Source organism: Paenibacillus sp. J31R120 (genome assembly GCF_056269225.1).
Genome location: NZ_JBWDNN010000004.1, coordinates 197,449 through 215,399, shown reverse-complemented (window position 1 = coordinate 215,399; position 17,951 = coordinate 197,449). Strand labels below are relative to the sequence as shown.

Genomic DNA, 17,951 nt, shown 5'->3' with positions numbered 1-17,951 from the left:
TTCTATGTAGAATGGTTTTTATCTCTATCATAAATTTGTGATTTAGAAGTGTTTAATAATAGGCAGCCTATTACTTTTTTAGTGATTGGCATAAAGTAATTAAGTATTATTCCTCCTAAACAAACGGTTAGTAAAGTTCCGATACCAATTGGCCCATTAAAAATATATGCCATAGTTAGGGAAATGAGGTAAATGAATGTTCTCGATAAAAATATATTTGTTCTAGTTAATTCTTGTAGGATTAATGTTAATCTGTCTACTGGAATCGGTGCAAAATTTGTTTGTAAATAAATTGCTGTACCAATTCCTATAACAACTAAGCCGATTGCAAAACAAAAAAATTTTCCATACCATAGTTCAGGTGATATCAAATTGTTCAATAAGAACAGCCACATATCAATACCGATACCTGCTATAAAAGCTGTTAACAACCCCAAAACTTCAGGTTTTTGTCTTTTTAAAAATGAATTACAAACAATCAATATGAAAGCTAGAATGATTTCCCAACTACCTACTGTTAGCCCAACGTTTTTAGATAGTCCCACCAAAAGTGCATCAAAAGGCGAAGTTCCAAGGTCTGATTGTATTGTGAACGAAATACCAAAGGTTAATATTAAAATTCCAAATACATAAAAAACATATTTCATTTTTCTCTTACTCCCCCTCTTTGGATTATTGTTGCAAATACAACAATGATAAGTTATATTTAATATATAGTTTTTTGTTGTATTTACAATAAAAATCAATGAAAGGAGTTAATTATGCAAGAAATTCTTCGTGAAATTGGAATGATTGCAAGGGCATTAGATTCTATTAGTAATATGGAATTTAAAGAATATGACCTCACAAAAGGGCAGTATTTATACCTTGTTCGAATATGTGAATATCCCGGAATCATCCAAGAAAAGTTAGCTGAGATGATAAAAGTAGACCGAACAACAGCAGCACGTGCTATAAAAAAGCTTGAAATAAATGGATTTATTGATAAGAAAGATGATGATAATAACAAAAAAATAAAAAAGCTTTTCCCAACAGAGAAAGGCAAGAATGTTTATCCCTTCATAAAAAGAGAAAATGATCATTCGAATATGGTTGCACTAGATGGATTTACAAAAGAAGAAATAGAGACCATTTTTAATCTTCTTCAAATAGTAAGGGAAAATGTAGAAGTTGACTGGGAATTTGTTAAAAAAGGAAACAAAAGAAATTATTGATCATGGAAAGTTTATTATATTTGCAATAAACCACAACAAGAGGTGAAATTTTATGAGTTGGAATGTAAAAAAATTTGACGAGTTAACAAATATGGAACTATACAATCTATTAAAAGAAAGAACCTTAGTTTTTGTGGTCGAACAAAATTGTCCTTATTTAGAAGTTGATGGTAAAGATCCCTTTTCATATCATCTTTTTAATGAAGACAATGGAGAAATCATTGCATATTTAAGGATTGTACCTGCAGGTGTTTCCTATCAAGAAAGTTCGATTGGAAGAGTCTTTGTAAAGAAAGAATACAGAGGACAAGGAATGGCAGGGGAACTTTTAAAAAAAGGGCTGGATTTTATCCAAAACGAATTAAAAGAAACAACTGTTAAAATCCAAGCCCAAGATTATTTAACAAAATTCTATAGTTCCTTTGGTTTCCAAACCATATCTGAAAAATATTTAGAAGATAATATTCCTCACGTCGATATGCTTTTACAAAGATAACACAATTTTTCATTATTAATAGGTTCAAACTTTGGAATGTATTTTAATTGTATTAATGGGTTCGTAATTTGAATAAGAAAGGGCATAACATATTAGTCATATAAAATATGTTATGCCCTTTAATTTTTTTAGTTTTTTTCATTTAGGTCTTGATAACTTTCGCCCCTCTTTTCATTATGGTTTATTTCTTTTTACAAGTATAAAAGAAACCATGAGTACACCCAAAATGAAAGTGCTTATTGGAAATACAACCGGGAAAAAGAGATTGGGAATATGGGCCAATACATCCGATTGATATCCACGAAGTCCGACTGCGAGGAAAGCAATATTAGCTTAACGCCTAACCAGTGACTCCCTCTTTCGGAATAGGAGAAGATTTTCTCACTTGTATTCCCTTGATCATTCATGCTAATGATTAGCCACGACTGCGAGTTTTTATATTCTTCCATCAGCGGGTTCAACTGCTCGATTGCCATTAATGAAAATGGATATTTTCATAATATGTTCTTCTTGTTGTGCTCGATGAATCGTTTTGGGTGCAAGCTCTCCTGTGTCTTCAACTTTAACCTCTATTACATTCCCCTTCCATTCCAGAGGTTCAGTCCCGCGATCACTCTTCCTGGACTCATTTCTTATGTTTAATACTTCTTTTACTTCATACCTGGCATCTACGTAAGCATCAATGATCCACTCACGTACAATTAGCACTACCGGGGTAATCGATAACAGAATAAACAAAATGCCTATGGTCAATGTGATGAACTGTACTCTTTTCATAAAGCGCATCACTCCCCGCTCTGATCACACCTTCAGCGAACCACGAAAGCCCCTTGCAGCATAATAGGACTCTGCCCCATTGTGGTACACAAAGACAGTATCGTAGCGACGGTCGCAAAAGAGGGCTCCGCCGAGCTTTCTTATAGGGTCAGGCGTTATGACCCAGCTCGATGATTTTGCGTCAAAATTTCCAAGCTGCTGCAGCGCCCGGTATTGTGCCTCCGTTAACAGCTCAATGCCCATCTCAGAGGCCATTCCGACCGCACTATTAGCCGGCTTATGTTCCTTTCTCGACTCCAGCGCTGCATTGTCGTAGCACAGGCTTCTGCGGCCTTTCGGGCTTTCCGCCGAACAATCATAGAAGAAATATTCGCCTGTTTTATTCTCATAATGAACAACATCCGGCTCGCCGCCCGTTCTCTCCATCTCATTGAGCGACCACAGTTTTCCGGCGTTGGCCTCAAGCTTCGCTTGTACACTCGCCCAATCAAGACCCTCATGACGAATCATGTTTTTCTCAAACCGTGCTTTCAATGCTTTGAATAATGCTTCGCGTTGCTCTGCCGACAGCTCTGCTGCAGCGATTTCATTGTTATTGGCCATGGTAATGACTCCCTTCGAATTGACCTGCAAAAGATTCATTGTTACAATGTCCCCATCAACAGGAAAAGGATGAGGACGATGATTCGTCGTTTGAAAAGGTTTAAGAACGTTGCCATTGTATTGCGCTTCTAAGTAAAAGAATTTAAATTACTTGGAAGCGAGGAATATACATGACACAGCATCGGTTCAACCACTGGTCGGAAATCAAATATCTGAAGGATATCGTCACCAATCCAATGATCGAAGTAGGGGAATACTCCTACTACTCTGGTTATTACAATAATCATGATTTTCAAGATGGATGCGTGAGATACCTTTGGGGAGATGAAAAATCAAGAGCATTATTTAATCCCGCCGAAGACTTCGGCTGGATTTTAGATAAATTAATTATAGGAAATTACGTATGCATTGCAAGTGGCGTCATCATTTTAATGGGTGGGAATCACAATCATCGTTCGGATTGGATTACCGTCTATCCATTTGTGGAGCAGATTTCCACCTCTTACGAGCCAAAAGGGGATACCATCATTGAAAGTGATGCCTGGATTGGCATGAACGCCATGATTATGCCGGGTGTGAGAATCGGCGAAGGCGCCATTGTAGCAGCGGGATCCGTTGTGATTAAAGATGTGCCGCCCTATACAATCGTTGGCGGCAATCCTGCCAAGGAGATAAAGAAACGCTTCTCGGATCAAGAAATCGACATGTTAAAAGAAATGCGTTGGTTCGATTGGGAACGTAAGGATATTGAGCGAGCCAGCCACATCCTATCAAGCTCTTCAATTGATAAGCTGTATGACTTGTATCAAAGAGAAATAAAAACCAATGGTAATCTTATTCATATAGATTCAACTAACAGGAACGATAGTTAGTCGGATAAAAGAAAAAGAGGGGCTCCTTGCCCCTCTTTATTTATTCTGCCCAAGTTCACAAGGATATTTCTTGATCCACGATCGTGTTATACATATACGGGGTGAAAGCATGCATGACATTTATAAACGAAACGTAGAAATGATTTACCGCATTTGTTTCATGTATCTCAAAAATCCAACAGATACGGAGGATGCCGTTCAATCCATTTTTATGAAACTAGTACACTCCAACACGTCTTTTTCTGATCACGAGCATGAGAAGGCATGGTTAATCGTAACAGCCAAGAACCACTGCAGAGATTTGCTGAAAAACTGGTGGAGAACGCGGAGAGTCGAGATCACGCGCTTGCCTGAAGGGGTTTTTGGGGATGAAATTGGACAACCCGGAGAGGTGCTTGAATACCTGCTGGCGTTGCCCGAGAAATACAAAATCGTACTCTATCTCTATTATTTCGAAGATTATTCGGTCAAAGAAATTGCAAGCATGATCAACCGAAAAGAAAGCACGATCCAAACCCAGCTGGCGAAGGGTCGCAAGCTCATGAAGCTAAGCTTAGGAGGATATTATGGCAAATAATCATATCAATGAACTATTCAAGGCTATTGCTCCCAACGAGGATCAGAAAGAGAAGATGTGGACAGCCATCGAACAACCGCGCCAGACTTCGTATCCATCAACTCGAAAAGGCCGAGTTGTCTATCGCAAAATACTTATCTCGCTATCTGCCAGCTTACTTCTAATCCTCATCTCGGCAACGGCCTATGCTGCAGTATCAGGCGACATTGAAAAGATGTACGATCGCTTTTTTAAAGGTAAAGGACAAACGGTTACCTTTGCAAACGGCGACAGCTTACACTATGAAATAAACGGCAATTCTACAAAGGTGATGGGGGGCGATGGCGATGGGCCTTGGCTCGTGAAGAAATCCTGGGGACGCCTCATCGCAAGCGTAAACGGCGAAAAATTCGATATTACAGATGCGCTTAAAAAGAAGGGCTATTTTTACTACAACTATCGAGACGAAGCTAACATCCTGCACCGCTTGTTTATCGTCAAGAATGCCGGCGGGACCAAAGATTACGCGGAACGGTGGTACTCCCAAATTGAATGGTTGCCCGAGCTGGGCATGACAGGTGGCCGGAGAGGACTTAGCGGACCTTTGTCGGATGTCATCGTAAAGGCTCAATGGGATGCAGAGGATGGAAAAGATCTGGATGCCGCACTTAAGGATCGCCTTGAGAAGTATTGGAAAGAGTATGGAAATTAGATGTCATTTGGACCTTCTGAGACAGGCCTTGTGCTTATGATACTCAGCGCTATCTAGAATGGCCATATTAATGAACAGAGGCTATCCGCTCGGATAGCCTCAAACTTTTATCTATCTATTGTAATTGAGAATCGTTATCATTTATAATAAAAGATAGTTTCTCATCGCTATGCTGATACGTTTGGAAGGGAATGAAATGACTCCATGAACATGAGTGATCACCTATTGCTATGGAATCAAGCTTCGATCAAAGTGATAGATGTTCGCCACACGGTCTTGGAGCCGGGAGATGAGCTGCGATCCTATCGGTTGCCTGCCAGCACTTTTGTGTATACGATTCGCGGCAGTGCGCAGGTGTGGATGGACGGAAACGCAAGCTTCGTAGATCGGTTTCATGTGCTGCATGGCGGCAAAGGAATGTGCCTGGATATTGCGGTTGAGCACTTTTTCGAATATTATATGATTTTTTATAAAGCCGTTCTGGCCTTGCCTGCACGCCAGCCCTTAGTGAAGCTGATGGAGTCGAACAATCCATTCCAATTGCAATATAGCTTTGCTCCAGACTATCCGCTCCCTCTATACCACCTAGTGGAACGAATGGAGAAAGAGTGGCTGCAGCCGAGCATGTTAGAAAAATTACATATAAAAATCTTATTCTATCAATTTGTACATGAGCTTTTAAGTCAGATGAGCAAGCAAGGCATTCAAGGCAAGAAGGTCGATCTTGTCTCACAAGCCATGCGATACCTTCAAGAGAATTATGGGGATCGTGTCACACTCGACGAGCTTGCCGAACGACTTGATTGCAGCGTGAGCTACTTGTCGCGGAAGTTTAAGCAGACTGTTGGTAAGAGCCCCATTGACTATATGATTGCACTTCGTATCGACAAGGCAAAGGAGCTTCTGCTGAACACAGATGCCACGTTGCAAGAAATTGCGGAGAGCGTAGGCTTCTCCGATGACAGTTACTTTAATCGGATGTTCAAAAAACATGTGGGCCTCTCGCTAGGTCAATTCAAAGCAAAAGTTCAAAATAATCCTGCCGATCGTTCAAGATATGCCATTGTCCCACGCAGACTCAGACGGTATAGTGGTAATGGTTATGAAAATCATTATCATTACAAGAAAGTGGGAAGATCACCTATGTACAGCGGAAAAAGAACACCGATGGCTGCTTCATTATTGCTTTGTTTGATTTTGTTGCTGAGCGCTTGCTCAACTGGTCCATCGAATACGAATTCGGCCAATGGCGGCTCTAATACAGTGAGCACCAATGTCTCGACTACAACTCCTGCTCCTACGGATGCGCCATCTGCCGATGCATCTCGCGTCATTAAGCATGCAATGGGAGAAACAACGCTAACAGGCACGCCTGAGCGTGTCGTTATTCTTACGAACGAAGGCACGGAGGCGCTGCTTGCCGTCGGCATTACACCGATCGGAGCTGTCCAATCCTGGATTGGCGATCCATGGTATGACCATATCAAGGATGACATGCAGGAGGTTACAGCGGTCGGCGATGAGCTGCAGCCGAATATTGAATTGATCGCCAGCTTGAAGCCGGATCTGATTATCGGGAATAAAGTTAGACAGGAAAAGATCTATGAGCAGCTGAATCAGATTGCTCCAACGGTATTCGCGGAGGACTTGGGCGGAGACTGGAAAGTTAACTTCAAGCTGTACATGGAAGCTGTCAATAAGACTGAAGAAGGCGACAAGGCAATGGCAGAGTTCGACCAGCGCGTGGCTGAGGTAAAAGCCAAAATTGGCGACAAAGCGAATACCAAAGTATCGGTAGCCCGCTTCTCGGCTTCTCAGGTGCGGATTTATCAGAAGCAAACGTTCTCGGGCGTACTCTTGAACGATCTTGGCTTCGCACGTCCGGAATCGCAGGACAAGGATTCCTTCATTGAAGTCATGTCCAAAGAAACCATTCCTAGCATGGACGGCGATGTCTTGTTCTACTTTGTGACGGAAGCAGCCGGCAAGACGGATGCCGCCAAAGTGGTTGAGGAGTGGATGAATGATCCCCTGTTCAAAAAATTAAATGTCGTGCAAAACAATAAGGTCGTCCAAGTGGATGAAGCGATTTGGAATACAGCGGGCGGCTACAAAGCTGCAAACCTGCTGCTTGATGAGATCGTGGCCTATTTTGACATCAAGTAATTTGGCATAAGGAATACGCAAGCTGACGTCGTGCTTATGAGACGTCAGCTTGTTTATGATGAAAGGAATGAATCCATATGGCTTTAGGGCTGCACAGCCGCAGAAGCAAGCAAGCGGGCTTGATCATTGGCTTCCTGCTGCTGCTCGCCGGCATGCTTGCCAGTATTTTGTACGGCATCCATACCTTTGAGATCAGAGATGTATGGCTGGCCTATACCCAATATGACGGCTCCGACGCTCACATTATCATTACGAACACCCGGATGCCTCGTGCGCTCATTGCGGCAGCGGTTGGAGGAAGCCTCGCGATTGCGGGCGCCATTATGCAGGTGCTGACCAGGAATCCGCTCGCCTCCCCTTCCATATTCGGCATTAATGCTGGCGCTGTATTATTTATCGTGATCGCGCTGGCCGTTCTCGGTTCATCTCTGACGATGAGCGGAATGGTTTGGATCGCCTTGGCTGGCGCTGCAGTCACATCGCTGCTTGTGTTCACACTTGGCTTTCAGGGCAGAAGCGGCTTTGAGCCGATTAGGCTCACACTGGCCGGTGCATCCATTGCGGCATTCGCCTCGTCTATCACTTCCGGCATTATGCTAGTGAACAAGCAATCGCTTGAGGCGGCCTTGTTCTGGATGATCGGCTCGGTGGCAGACAGGAAAATGGATCATCTGCTCATTGTACTGCCTTATCTCTTTATCGGCTGGCTCTTGTCACTGCTATTGTCGGGCTCGCTTAATGTGATGGCACTTGGCGATGAGAGTGCCAAGAGCCTGGGACAGCGCATGCTGCTCATCCGGGTACTATCTGTAATTGCCGTTGTGCTTCTGGCAGGCAGCTCGGTCGCCACTGCTGGTCCTATCGCCTTCATCGGCTTAATTGTGCCGCATCTTTGCCGCTATCTGGTGGGCAACGACTACCGCTGGCTCCTGCCCTACTGCGCATTAACGGGGGGCCTTCTGCTTGTATGTGCAGATCTTGTCTCGCGTTTCATCCTTATGCCCAAGGAAGTTCCGGTCGGCGTGGCAACCGCTATTATCGGCGTGCCATTCCTGATCCATGTGGCGAGAAGGAGGAAGCATGCATAAAGGAAAAACCCAAAAGGCCGTTTTCATCATAGCCGGATTTAGCCTCGCCATGTTGGCATTATCTATCGTCTGCTTGTCTTTTGGAGGGACGAGCATCCCTTTTAAGGAGACCTTTCTGTCGCTCATCGGCAAGAACGAAGAAGCAAGCGACTTGATCATTATACAGTTCCGTTTGCCGCGTATCCTCGCCGCCATATTGGTTGGAGCTGCTCTGGCGGTTGCCGGTGCCGTACTTCAAGGCGTCATTCGTAACCCGCTCGCCTCCCCCGATCTGCTGGGTGTGACGGGAGGAGCTTCGGTAGCTGTCGTCGCGTTCATGACCCTGGTCACCGGTTATAGCATTCACTGGGTACCGGTTATCGCTGTTGCCGGTGCGTTTCTTACCGCTTTGATCAACTATGTATTAGCTTGGAAAAAGGGGATCTCCCCTTTTAGACTCGTCCTAATCGGCATAGGCATATCTACCGCAATGGGCGCGCTGACGATGTTTTTACTTATCAGCGGTCCCGCCTACTTAGCCGCACAAGTGCTGAACTGGATGACGGGAAGTATCTACGGGACGAATTGGACGTATATCGAGGTGCTTTGGCCGTGGGTCGCTGTATTTATCCCGTTATCCTTTCTTTTCGCCAAAGAACTTAATGTCCAATCACTAGGAGAAGCGACTGCCGTCGGACTTGGTAGCAGGCTTCAGCTCAGCCGAATGGTCTTGTTGTTTTATAGCGTGGCGCTCGCGGGAGCTGCTGTCGGCGTTGCAGGTATGGTCTCGTTTATCGGATTACTGGCGCCGCATATGGCCAGGAAGCTTGTCGGTCATTCGTATAAGCTGATCATCCCCTTATCGGCAGTGCTAGGCGCCATCATTTTGTTGCTCGCGGATCTAGCCGGGCGAATGCTCTTCCTGCCGCTCGATATCCCTGCGGGCGTCTTCACCGCCGGAATCGGCGCGCCTTTCTTTATGTACCTGCTATTTAAACGGAAAGCTGCATGATGTAAACGGCATAATAGGGCACTTCGAAGTGCCCTATTATCTATCATTATTTCCCTACGTATGTCTTTGCGAGTGCGACCATATCGGCTTTTTTCAAATCTCCGCTTATTTCTAAAGTAATGACGTTAAGATCAGCCGTTTTATAGCTTACTGATAAGAAATTCTCTCCATCATACATTGCCAGTATATCATCTGTAATTTCAACATATTCCCATGAAGCTCCATAGTTCATTTCCAGCGTCTTGCTGGGATCTCGCAAAGAATCCGTCATATGCCCGTCTAGATATTGTCTTACCACAATATCTGTTTGTTTCCACTGAAAGAAATCGTAAAATCCGCTCACAAACCATTCGCCTGCTGTCTTCACGCGATAATTAGGGTCCCTCGGCACGACACCAACCGATTTCACAAGTGTAAATTTGCTATCTTGCGGTCTCAATAGAGGGTATGAAAATTGCTTCGCTGCTTCATCTACGGATAACGTCTCCCAAACATCTGACATTTTAAACAAAAACGCCTCAAGCTCCTCCTTATAGGAGATATCACTCTTCTCCGCAGGCTGGGACGCACTCTCGCCATAATCACGGATATTAATTTGGATTCCATTCCAATTGGTTTTGAGGAGAGCAGCAGCGCTTACCGATGCAGTAGAAATCAATAACACGACACACACCGCAGTCCAGATGGGGCTGATCCTGAACCGCTGCTGTTTTTGAACACGCTGATTGCCATGGAAGGAATGTACTTTTTGCATCACTTTACCGGCTATCTCAGCGTCGGGTATTCTGGTTTCTTTCATTTTGTGAATTAATCGATCAATATTCAAATCGCTGTTCATATCGGGTGCCCTCCAATTGGTTTCGATTTTTTATTAACTTCACCTTAATGCGTTCGAATCGCTTTCGCACTGTAGCAGAGCTAATACCCAAGATAGCTGAAATTTCTTGGAAAGGCCGATCTTCGATGACTCGCAATGCCAGAATCTCCTTCTCTGCCGCGTTTAAACCCTCAAGCAGCTGCAGCTGTACATCAGCTTTATCGGAAAATGCCTGTTCGGCACTCTTCTCATTACCGTCATTCCTAAACAAAGGCATCAGGTGGTACCATTTATTATTCCTTTTGAGCAATGTCCTGCAATGATTCGACGCAATCTTATACAACCATGCCAATAGCAACTCATCACTTTCATGCCGATAGCTTGCCAAATTCCGATAGGCCTTAAAAAAGACCTCTTGCGCCGCATCTTCGGCTTCCTGCCGATTGCCAAGCATGAAATAACAAAACGCAAATATCTTTCTTTCAAAATGGCGAACAATCATCTCAAATGCATGAACATCTCCGTGCAGAACCTGATCGATGTGTTTCTTCAAATCCATGATTGTGAACCTCCTTTCTCTTTTCATTTTCTTGTCTGCTTACCATGTATAACTATCCAAGTGGACATAAATGTGACTGCATTTCAAAATTTTTGTTCATCTCACACCCTTCTCTTATATTACAGTTGAATACAAAAGAGTTCAGGTATATTCACCTGAACTCTCTTTACTGCTACTATGGCACATCCGTACAATTAGAGAATCCCTGCATACTCCAGCAAACGAACGATAATTGCAGCAACCTGCTCTCTCGTCACTTGATCTTTTACAGACAGCATTCCGTTGTTGCCCATAATAATCCCTTCTCGTACGGTGAAAGCAATATCTTTTCTGGACCAGTTGCTAAGCTGCTCTTGATCGCTGTATCCTCCCAGGATACTATCAACTTCAGCGTCGGATAATACATTTTTAGAATCAAGATAGTCTAGCACTCTCGCTACAATGACCATCGTTTCTTCTCTTGTAATCTGCTGAGTTGGTCGATAAGTTCCGTCCGGATAACCATTCATAAAACCAAGCTTCGCCACCGCTGCTACAGCATCTGAATACCATGCCCCTGCAGCAACATCGGTATAATTCACGCTGCCGGAGATATTTACTAGCCCAAGAGCCTTGCTAATGATACTAGCAAATTCAGCTCTGGTTATAGCGCGAGTCGGTTCAAAGGTTGTTTCATTCACACCATTTAGGATAAGCTTCGAAGCCAATTTCTCAATAGCTGCAACTGACCAGCCAGAAATGTCTGTAAATCCAGGCTGCTTGCGAATTAGCAAATAAGTGCCTGATCCGTAGTTGGTTACATGAACCTGATAGCTTTGACCCTTTATTGAGATGGTCGCTAATACAGGGCTTTGCACTCCATTAGGCAAGAGCTTCAACAATGCTGTAGGCAGTTCCCCCGCACCAGCTGAGCTTAGCACGATTGTTCCAAGCCCTTGCAACTGCAGCGGATTAACTCCTTCACTACGTGCCAATAGCTCAATTGTAATTGGAGCTCCAATTAATTGATAAGCGCCTTTTACTGCTTGCTCCTGTGCATGAGTCAGCACTTCTCCGGCTTCATGCTTTATGCCAACTACAAAGCTGTTGCGATTTGCCGTTAGCATTTGTTTTAAATCCTGATTGCTCAATTTATATTGTAAGCCTTGTGATGTAAATAGCAGACTATTGCCGTTTGCTGCAAGCTCATCCAGCGCTTTATCGGAGATTATGAGCTTGGCATCTGAATATTCCCCAGTTAAGCTCAATTCAACAGTCTGATTTTCATGCGATTTATTTAACGGTGTAAGCTGCTCCTCTGTTACATGAACCTCAATAGAGCTTCCCTGATCATTGATCTGACCTGCAATTGAAATTTCAGGTCCCTGTTCACCTAGCTTCAGCTTAACTTGCGTTGGTACTGGCGTTTCGACAGAAGGTACGCTCACTGCGTACTTGATGGTTACTGTAGCGGTATCCGAATAGTCTGTACCGTCAAATACCCGATAAGTAAATGCATAAGTTCCATTTTGATTATGATCCAGTGTAAAAGTAAATGCTCCTGTGTTAGTATTCAGCACGACTTTCCCCTTTGATGGAGCATCCACCATATGATAGGTTAATGTATCCCCTTCTATATCCTTGGCGGCAAGAGTTCCTTCTGCCGGGCTAAAATTCGTTTTGGTCAGATCCAAATCTTCAGCCACTGGAGCATCATTTACCGCTGCAACCTGAATAGTCAGAACTGCTCCCGCAGCTGCTGCAACACCATCTGCACTGGCATTCCACTCAAGCTGCTCAGTACCGAACCAATTTAATTGTGGTACATAGACAACTTTGGCAAGCTGTTCGGCTGTAAGCACTGCCCCAGCTTCAATCTCTTCATCATCCAGCATGAGCAAGCCATGCTCCGGCAATGAAACTAGCGTATAGGAGTCCGGCTTCATGCCATCGTCATTCGTATATGTGAAATCTGACAGTGCCAATGGATACTGCGTATCTTCGATCGCATTTACCGTATTATTATTCAGTTTAGGAATAGAGCGATAAATAATCGTGGCACTTGCGATGTCGGAAACATTGCCCGCTTCATCCATCATACGTACATAGACCTGCTTCGTACCAAATCCACTGCTTACCGTCCACTTTTTATGTTGAGTATAGCTTTCCGCAGGCAGCCAGCTAATGCCATCATAGGACAATTCCATGACAAGCTCAGCCTCCAGCTCTCGCCCTGGGTCAGATGCATCAATCGTCAAACCTACAACATGATTGAATGTAATTGCTGCTCCATCTTCAACCACAATCGATGCAATCGGTTTTACTGTATCCACATAGATAGAGCTAGATGCCGTATATTCGTTTCCAGCATGATCAACAAATCTAACATAAACTGTTTTTTTGCCATTGCCTTCTACAGACCATTGCTTTGCATTCGTATAGGCTTCAAGCGCTGACCACGTTGTTCCGTCCGATGAGAACTGAATTCCAGCCAGTTCACTTGGATCAGAAGTTGTTACTGTTAGCTCAAGCTTTAACGAATTTGTGAAATCATCGTTATGGTTAATGACTAGCTGTCCTGTTGGCGCTACCGTGTCCAGTGTAATGCTTGCCTGAGCTGCGCCTGTATTGCCCGCTCGGTCAATGAATTGGACATAAACGGTTTTACTGCCGTCACCTGCCGGCAATGTATAGCTCATGCTTGGGCTGTACGCTTGTTCACCTGACCATGTCACATTGTCATTAGAGAACTGTACCTTAACGACATCGTTCACACCTGCTCCTAACATGAAGTTAAGGGTTACCTCCGCAGCTGTTGTATAAGCAGCTCCGCCATTTATTGCAACTGTTCCTGTTGGCGCCACCGCGTCTAATGTAAGGGTTGAAGTGTATACAGGCGATACATTGCCCGCCCCATCCATAAGCTCAACTGTTATCTTTTTCTCTTCATTTGTGCTTCCAACGTCTATGATGAAGCTATCCGTATAAGCGATCGTTGTTGGCGTTGTTCCATTGATGGCGTATCGAATGTGTACAATATCCGTTACTCCGGTTGCTGGCTTCACTTCAACCGTAACATTCGCATCATTCGTATACAATTTACCCTCGTTCACCACGACGTTGCCTGTTGGCGCAACGCGATCCAGGGTCACGGTTGCCGTTAATACCGTTGTGTTGCCTGCCAGGTCTGACAAGCGAACCTGCAAGGTCTTCACGCCATCTTCCTCTGTATCTTGCAGCGTGTACGTTTGCGCGCTATTGCTGTAAGCTGCTCTAGCTTTGTAAGGCTGACCAGCCTCGCCCAGCTCCATAAAGCTGGCATCGTTGCTTGCAACCGTAAGTGTCACGCTTGTATCATTCGTGAGGACAGGCGATGTGATGGTAAGCGTGCCTGTTGGCGCTGTTGTATCCATCACAATGCTGTCTTGCGCTGTGCCTGTATTGCCTGCCCGGTCTATGAACCGAACGTAGACGGTCTTGCTGCCGTCACCTGTCGGCAATGTGTAGCTCATGCTTGGGCTATACGCTTGTTCACTCGACCATGTCAAATTATCATTCGAGAACTGTACCTTAACGACATCGTTCACACCTGCTCCTAATGTAAAGTTAAGAGTCACTTCAGCAGTTGTTGTATAGGCAGCTCCTGCATTAATCGCGACTGTCCCTGTTGGTGCTTCTGTGTCTAATGTAAGGGTTGAACTATACACAGGCGATACATTGCCCGCCCCGTCCATAAGCTCAACCGTAATTTCTTTCTCTCCATCTGTGCTTCCCACATCTAGGATGAAGCTATTCGTATAAGCGATCGTTGTTGGCGTTGATCCATTGATAGTGTATCTCATACTAACAATATCCGTTACACCCGTTGCTGGCGTCACTTCAACTGCAACATTCGCATCATTCGTATACGGTTTACCCTCATTCACCACGACGTTGCCTATTGGAGCAACTCGATCAAGGGTAATCGTTGCAGTTAATACTGTTGTGTTGCCTGCCAGGTCTGACAAGCGGACCTGCAAGGTTTTTACGCCGTCTTTCTCTGTATCTTGCAGTGTGTACGTCTGTGCGCTATTGCTGTAAGCTGCTCTAGCTTTGTAAGGCTGACCAGCCTCGCCCAGCTCCATAAAGTTGGCATCGCTGCTTGTAATCATAAGTGTCACGCTTGTATCATTCGTGAGGACAGGTGATGTGATGGTTAGCGTGCCTGTTGGCGCTGTTGTATCCAACGTAATGCTGTCTTGAGCTGCGCTTGTATTGCCTGCACGGTCTATGAATCGGACATAGACGGTTTTGCTGCCGTCACCTGCCGGCAATGTGTAGCTCATGCTTGGGCTGTACGCTTGTTCACTCGACCATGTCAGATTGTCATTCGAGAACTGTAAGCTGGCAACATCCGTCACACCTGCTCCTAAAGTGAAGTTTAGGGTTACCTCCGCAGATGTTGTATAGGCAGCTCCTCCATTAATCGCAACGGTTCCAGTTGGAGCCACTGTGTCTAGTGTAATAGTTGAGGTATATACCGGCGATACATTGCCTGCCTCATCGATAAGCTCAACCGTAATTTCTTTCTCTCCATCTGTGCTTCCTACGTCTATGATGAAGCTATCTGTATAAGCGATCGTTGTTGGTGTTGATCCATTTATGGCGTATCTCATATCCGCAATATCCGTTACACCTGTTGCTGGCGTCACTTCAACTGCAACATTTGCATCATTTGTATATAACTTGCCATTATTCACCACTACGGTGCCTGTTGGCGCAACTCGATCCAGGATAACCGTTACTGTTAATACGGTTGTGTTTCCAGCCAGGTCCGACAAGCGAACCTGCAAAGTTTTCACGCCATCATCCTGCGTATCCTGAAGCGTGTATGTCTGCGCGCTATTGCTATAAGCTACTCGCGCTCCGTAAGGCTGACCCGCTTCGCCCAGCTCCATAAAATTGGCATCGCCGCTAGTTACCGTGAGTGTCACGCTTGTATCATTCGTTATTGCTGATGCGATAGCTAACGTTCCTGTTGGCGCTGTTGTATCCATAATTATGCTGTCTTGCGCGGAGCTTGTATTGCCTGCTCGGTCAATGAATCGAACATAGACGGTCTTGCTGCCATCTCCTGCTGGGAGCGTATAGTTCATGCTTGCGGTATATGCCACTTCAGATGACCACGTCAAATCATCATTTGAGAACTGTACGCTAACGACATCGTTCACACCAGCTCCTAATGTAAAGTCTAGCGTTACCTCAGCGTTAGTTGTATACGCTGCTCCACTATTAATGACAACCGTTCCTGTTGGCGCTACCGTATCCAGCGTCACCGTAGCACTATATACTGGAGATACATGCCCTACTCCATCAATAAGCTCTACCGTAATGGCTTTTACTTCATTCACGCTTCCGACATTAATCGTAAAGGAATTCGAATAAGCAATAGTCGTTGGCGCTGATCCGTTGATTGTATAGCGAATGCTCACAATATCTGTTACTCCTGTGGCTGGCATCACATCAACGTATACATTGGCATTATTCGTATAAGCTCTGCCATCATTCACAACAACTGTCCCTGTTGGCGCTGTTGTGTCCAACAGTATACTATCTTGAATAACCGTAATATTGCCTGCTCGATCAATCAAACGTACATATACCGTTTTATTGCCATCTCCTGCTGGCAACATATAAGCTCTACTTGTGCTAAAGGTTTCGATACCTGACCAAGAACTATTGTTATCTGAATATTGTACGCCTACCACATCGGTCACACCGCTGTCTAACGTTAGATTCAACATCACTTCACGAGTTGTTGTATAGGAATTGCCATTATTAATAACAACAGAACCTGTTGGCGCAACCGTATCGAGTGTAACGGTTACTTGGTATATTGGAGATTCATTTCCTGCTCCATCAACAAGCTTGAAGGCCAAAACCTTATCTCCGTTAGCGGCTCCTATGGCTAGCATAAAGCTTGGCACATAAGGCATCTGAGTAAATGGGTTCCCATTAACCGAATATCGTATATGAGTAACATCATTTACTCCCGCATCTGGCGTCACGTAAACCGATACAGCAACAGAATTCGTATACGGTTGGCCTAGATTCACAATCACCCTTCCTGTCGGGGGGGTCTTGTCTATTCTAAATTGGATCGTTTCTGATTGGCTTCCATACGTAACGACAAGCGTATAAGAGCCTTCAGCAGTTACAGGTGTACCGCTTGAAAAAGAATTTCCATTAAGCGTCGCCGTACCCATGTTAAATAGTGGCGTCACATTTGTATTGTACACACCACCATTGACAACACCTGTTATTTCAATACTTGCATTTTCCGTATACGTAATAATTAAATACGGTTCATTGTTAGTGGTAACATTACTTCCGACTGTTTGAATATAATGATCTTGATATAAAATACCAGCTGCTTGTGCTTCTTCAGAAGAAAAGCCTGAGAGGATAAATGTAGCTCTTGGGGTGGATTTAAGAGATTCTTGTGTAATATAGCTCGTAAAATCGATAGGACCAAGAGTTGGCTTGTTAAGAGGAACATTGTTTGCTACAGAAATAGATTGTGTGGAGCCAGGAGTAGGTGCTGGTAATGTAAGAGAAGTCACTTGGTCTTGAATCCATTCATGATTTGTACTTGCTGAAGCTTTGAATGTGAAGGGAACTCCACTTCTCAGACTGCCTCCAGTTACAGGAAAGTACAGATTTGCACTTTCAATCTCATACCCGGCCGGGGTCGGCGGCAACTCATATTTGAGCAGGGATTGAACTTCAAGAGGCCCTCCATAGGTGCCTTGATAACCTACATCAAGATAGCCCCAATTGCCATCTTCATACATAAACTTTTCTGCACCAATTTCTTCGTAAACGATTGTTGTATCTTCTATTGCATAAATAGGTGTCGTGACTATATTTGCAGACACAACATCTTGATTATTAAAAGTAAAGATGAGTCCAATACTAGCAACTAAAAGCACGATGGCAACAAGCTTCTTTTTCACCAATTACACTTCCTTCCGCACTGGTTACTATTAAAATATTTAAGATAGTTAATTAAGTTCATAATAACATTTTTATCCTGTTTAAAGTAGTTTTCAAACTCATATGCCGAATTACCCTCCTGCACC

14 protein-coding genes are annotated in these 17,951 nt (G+C 44.2%); 8 read left to right on the top strand and 6 right to left on the bottom strand.

Annotation, left to right across the window (positions count from 1 at the left end):
* Positions 1-2: 2 nt before the first annotated feature.
* On the bottom strand, positions 3-647 hold the full coding sequence (locus tag AC0YNW_RS16455; protein WP_475832849.1) for a YczE/YyaS/YitT family protein: 645 nt from the start codon (positions 645-647) through the stop codon (positions 3-5).
* A 114-nt stretch (positions 648-761) separates the two neighbouring features.
* On the opposite strand from AC0YNW_RS16455, the gene AC0YNW_RS16450 reads away from it, so the two are divergent.
* Positions 762-1,214: a MarR family winged helix-turn-helix transcriptional regulator gene (locus tag AC0YNW_RS16450; RefSeq protein ID WP_475832848.1), complete on the top strand. Its 453-nt coding sequence runs from the start codon at positions 762-764 to the stop codon at positions 1,212-1,214.
* A gap of 52 nt (positions 1,215-1,266) precedes the next feature.
* Positions 1,267-1,710, top strand: a complete 444-nt coding sequence (locus AC0YNW_RS16445; RefSeq protein ID WP_475832847.1) for a GNAT family N-acetyltransferase — start codon at positions 1,267-1,269, stop codon at positions 1,708-1,710.
* A 435-nt stretch (positions 1,711-2,145) separates the two neighbouring features.
* On the opposite strand, the gene AC0YNW_RS16440 is transcribed toward AC0YNW_RS16445, so the two are convergent.
* On the bottom strand, positions 2,146-2,487 hold the full coding sequence (locus tag AC0YNW_RS16440; protein WP_475832846.1) for a hypothetical protein: 342 nt from the start codon (positions 2,485-2,487) through the stop codon (positions 2,146-2,148).
* Between the two features lie 24 nt (positions 2,488-2,511).
* Complete coding sequence (locus AC0YNW_RS16435; protein ID WP_475832845.1) at positions 2,512-3,090, bottom strand: DUF4256 domain-containing protein; 579 nt, start codon at positions 3,088-3,090, stop codon at positions 2,512-2,514.
* 170 nt (positions 3,091-3,260) lie between these two features.
* Between AC0YNW_RS16435 and AC0YNW_RS16430 the strand changes: the two genes are divergently transcribed.
* The 6 genes from AC0YNW_RS16430 to AC0YNW_RS16405 all read left to right on the top strand — a co-directional run bounded on the left by AC0YNW_RS16430 (position 3,261) and on the right by AC0YNW_RS16405 (position 9,475).
* Positions 3,261-3,962: a CatB-related O-acetyltransferase gene (locus AC0YNW_RS16430; RefSeq protein ID WP_475832844.1), complete on the top strand. Its 702-nt coding sequence runs from the start codon at positions 3,261-3,263 to the stop codon at positions 3,960-3,962.
* A gap of 109 nt (positions 3,963-4,071) precedes the next feature.
* Entirely contained in the window at positions 4,072-4,539 is a 468-nt protein-coding gene (locus tag AC0YNW_RS16425) for an RNA polymerase sigma factor (protein WP_475832843.1), read from the top strand.
* Entirely contained in the window at positions 4,529-5,230 is a 702-nt protein-coding gene (locus tag AC0YNW_RS16420; protein WP_475832842.1) for a hypothetical protein, read from the top strand. Before AC0YNW_RS16425 ends, AC0YNW_RS16420 begins: the two co-directional genes overlap by 11 nt.
* 204 nt (positions 5,231-5,434) lie before the next feature.
* The gene (locus AC0YNW_RS16415) at positions 5,435-7,396 is read left to right on the top strand and encodes an ABC transporter substrate-binding protein (protein ID WP_475832841.1); all 1,962 of its coding nucleotides are present in this window, start codon (positions 5,435-5,437) and stop codon (positions 7,394-7,396) included.
* A gap of 77 nt (positions 7,397-7,473) precedes the next feature.
* Positions 7,474-8,484 (top strand): FecCD family ABC transporter permease, encoded by a 1,011-nt coding sequence (locus AC0YNW_RS16410; RefSeq protein WP_475832840.1) that lies wholly within the window; start codon positions 7,474-7,476, stop codon positions 8,482-8,484.
* The gene (locus tag AC0YNW_RS16405; protein ID WP_475832839.1) at positions 8,477-9,475 is read left to right on the top strand and encodes a FecCD family ABC transporter permease; all 999 of its coding nucleotides are present in this window, start codon (positions 8,477-8,479) and stop codon (positions 9,473-9,475) included. The genes AC0YNW_RS16410 and AC0YNW_RS16405 overlap by 8 nt, the downstream gene beginning before the upstream one ends.
* A 46-nt stretch (positions 9,476-9,521) precedes the next feature.
* Here AC0YNW_RS16405 and AC0YNW_RS16400 read toward each other — a convergent pair whose 3' ends face one another.
* The 3 genes from AC0YNW_RS16400 to AC0YNW_RS16390 all read right to left on the bottom strand — a co-directional run bounded on the left by AC0YNW_RS16400 (position 9,522) and on the right by AC0YNW_RS16390 (position 17,825).
* The gene (locus tag AC0YNW_RS16400; protein ID WP_475832838.1) at positions 9,522-10,313 is read right to left on the bottom strand and encodes a hypothetical protein; all 792 of its coding nucleotides are present in this window, start codon (positions 10,311-10,313) and stop codon (positions 9,522-9,524) included.
* Positions 10,291-10,851 carry an RNA polymerase sigma factor gene (locus AC0YNW_RS16395; RefSeq protein ID WP_475832837.1) on the bottom strand — a complete coding sequence of 187 codons (561 nt, stop codon included), beginning with the start codon at positions 10,849-10,851 and terminating at the stop codon, positions 10,291-10,293. The genes AC0YNW_RS16400 and AC0YNW_RS16395 overlap by 23 nt, the downstream gene beginning before the upstream one ends.
* A gap of 194 nt (positions 10,852-11,045) precedes the next feature.
* On the bottom strand, positions 11,046-17,825 hold the full coding sequence (locus AC0YNW_RS16390) for an S-layer homology domain-containing protein (protein WP_475832836.1): 6,780 nt from the start codon (positions 17,823-17,825) through the stop codon (positions 11,046-11,048).
* Positions 17,826-17,951 lie beyond the last annotated feature (126 nt).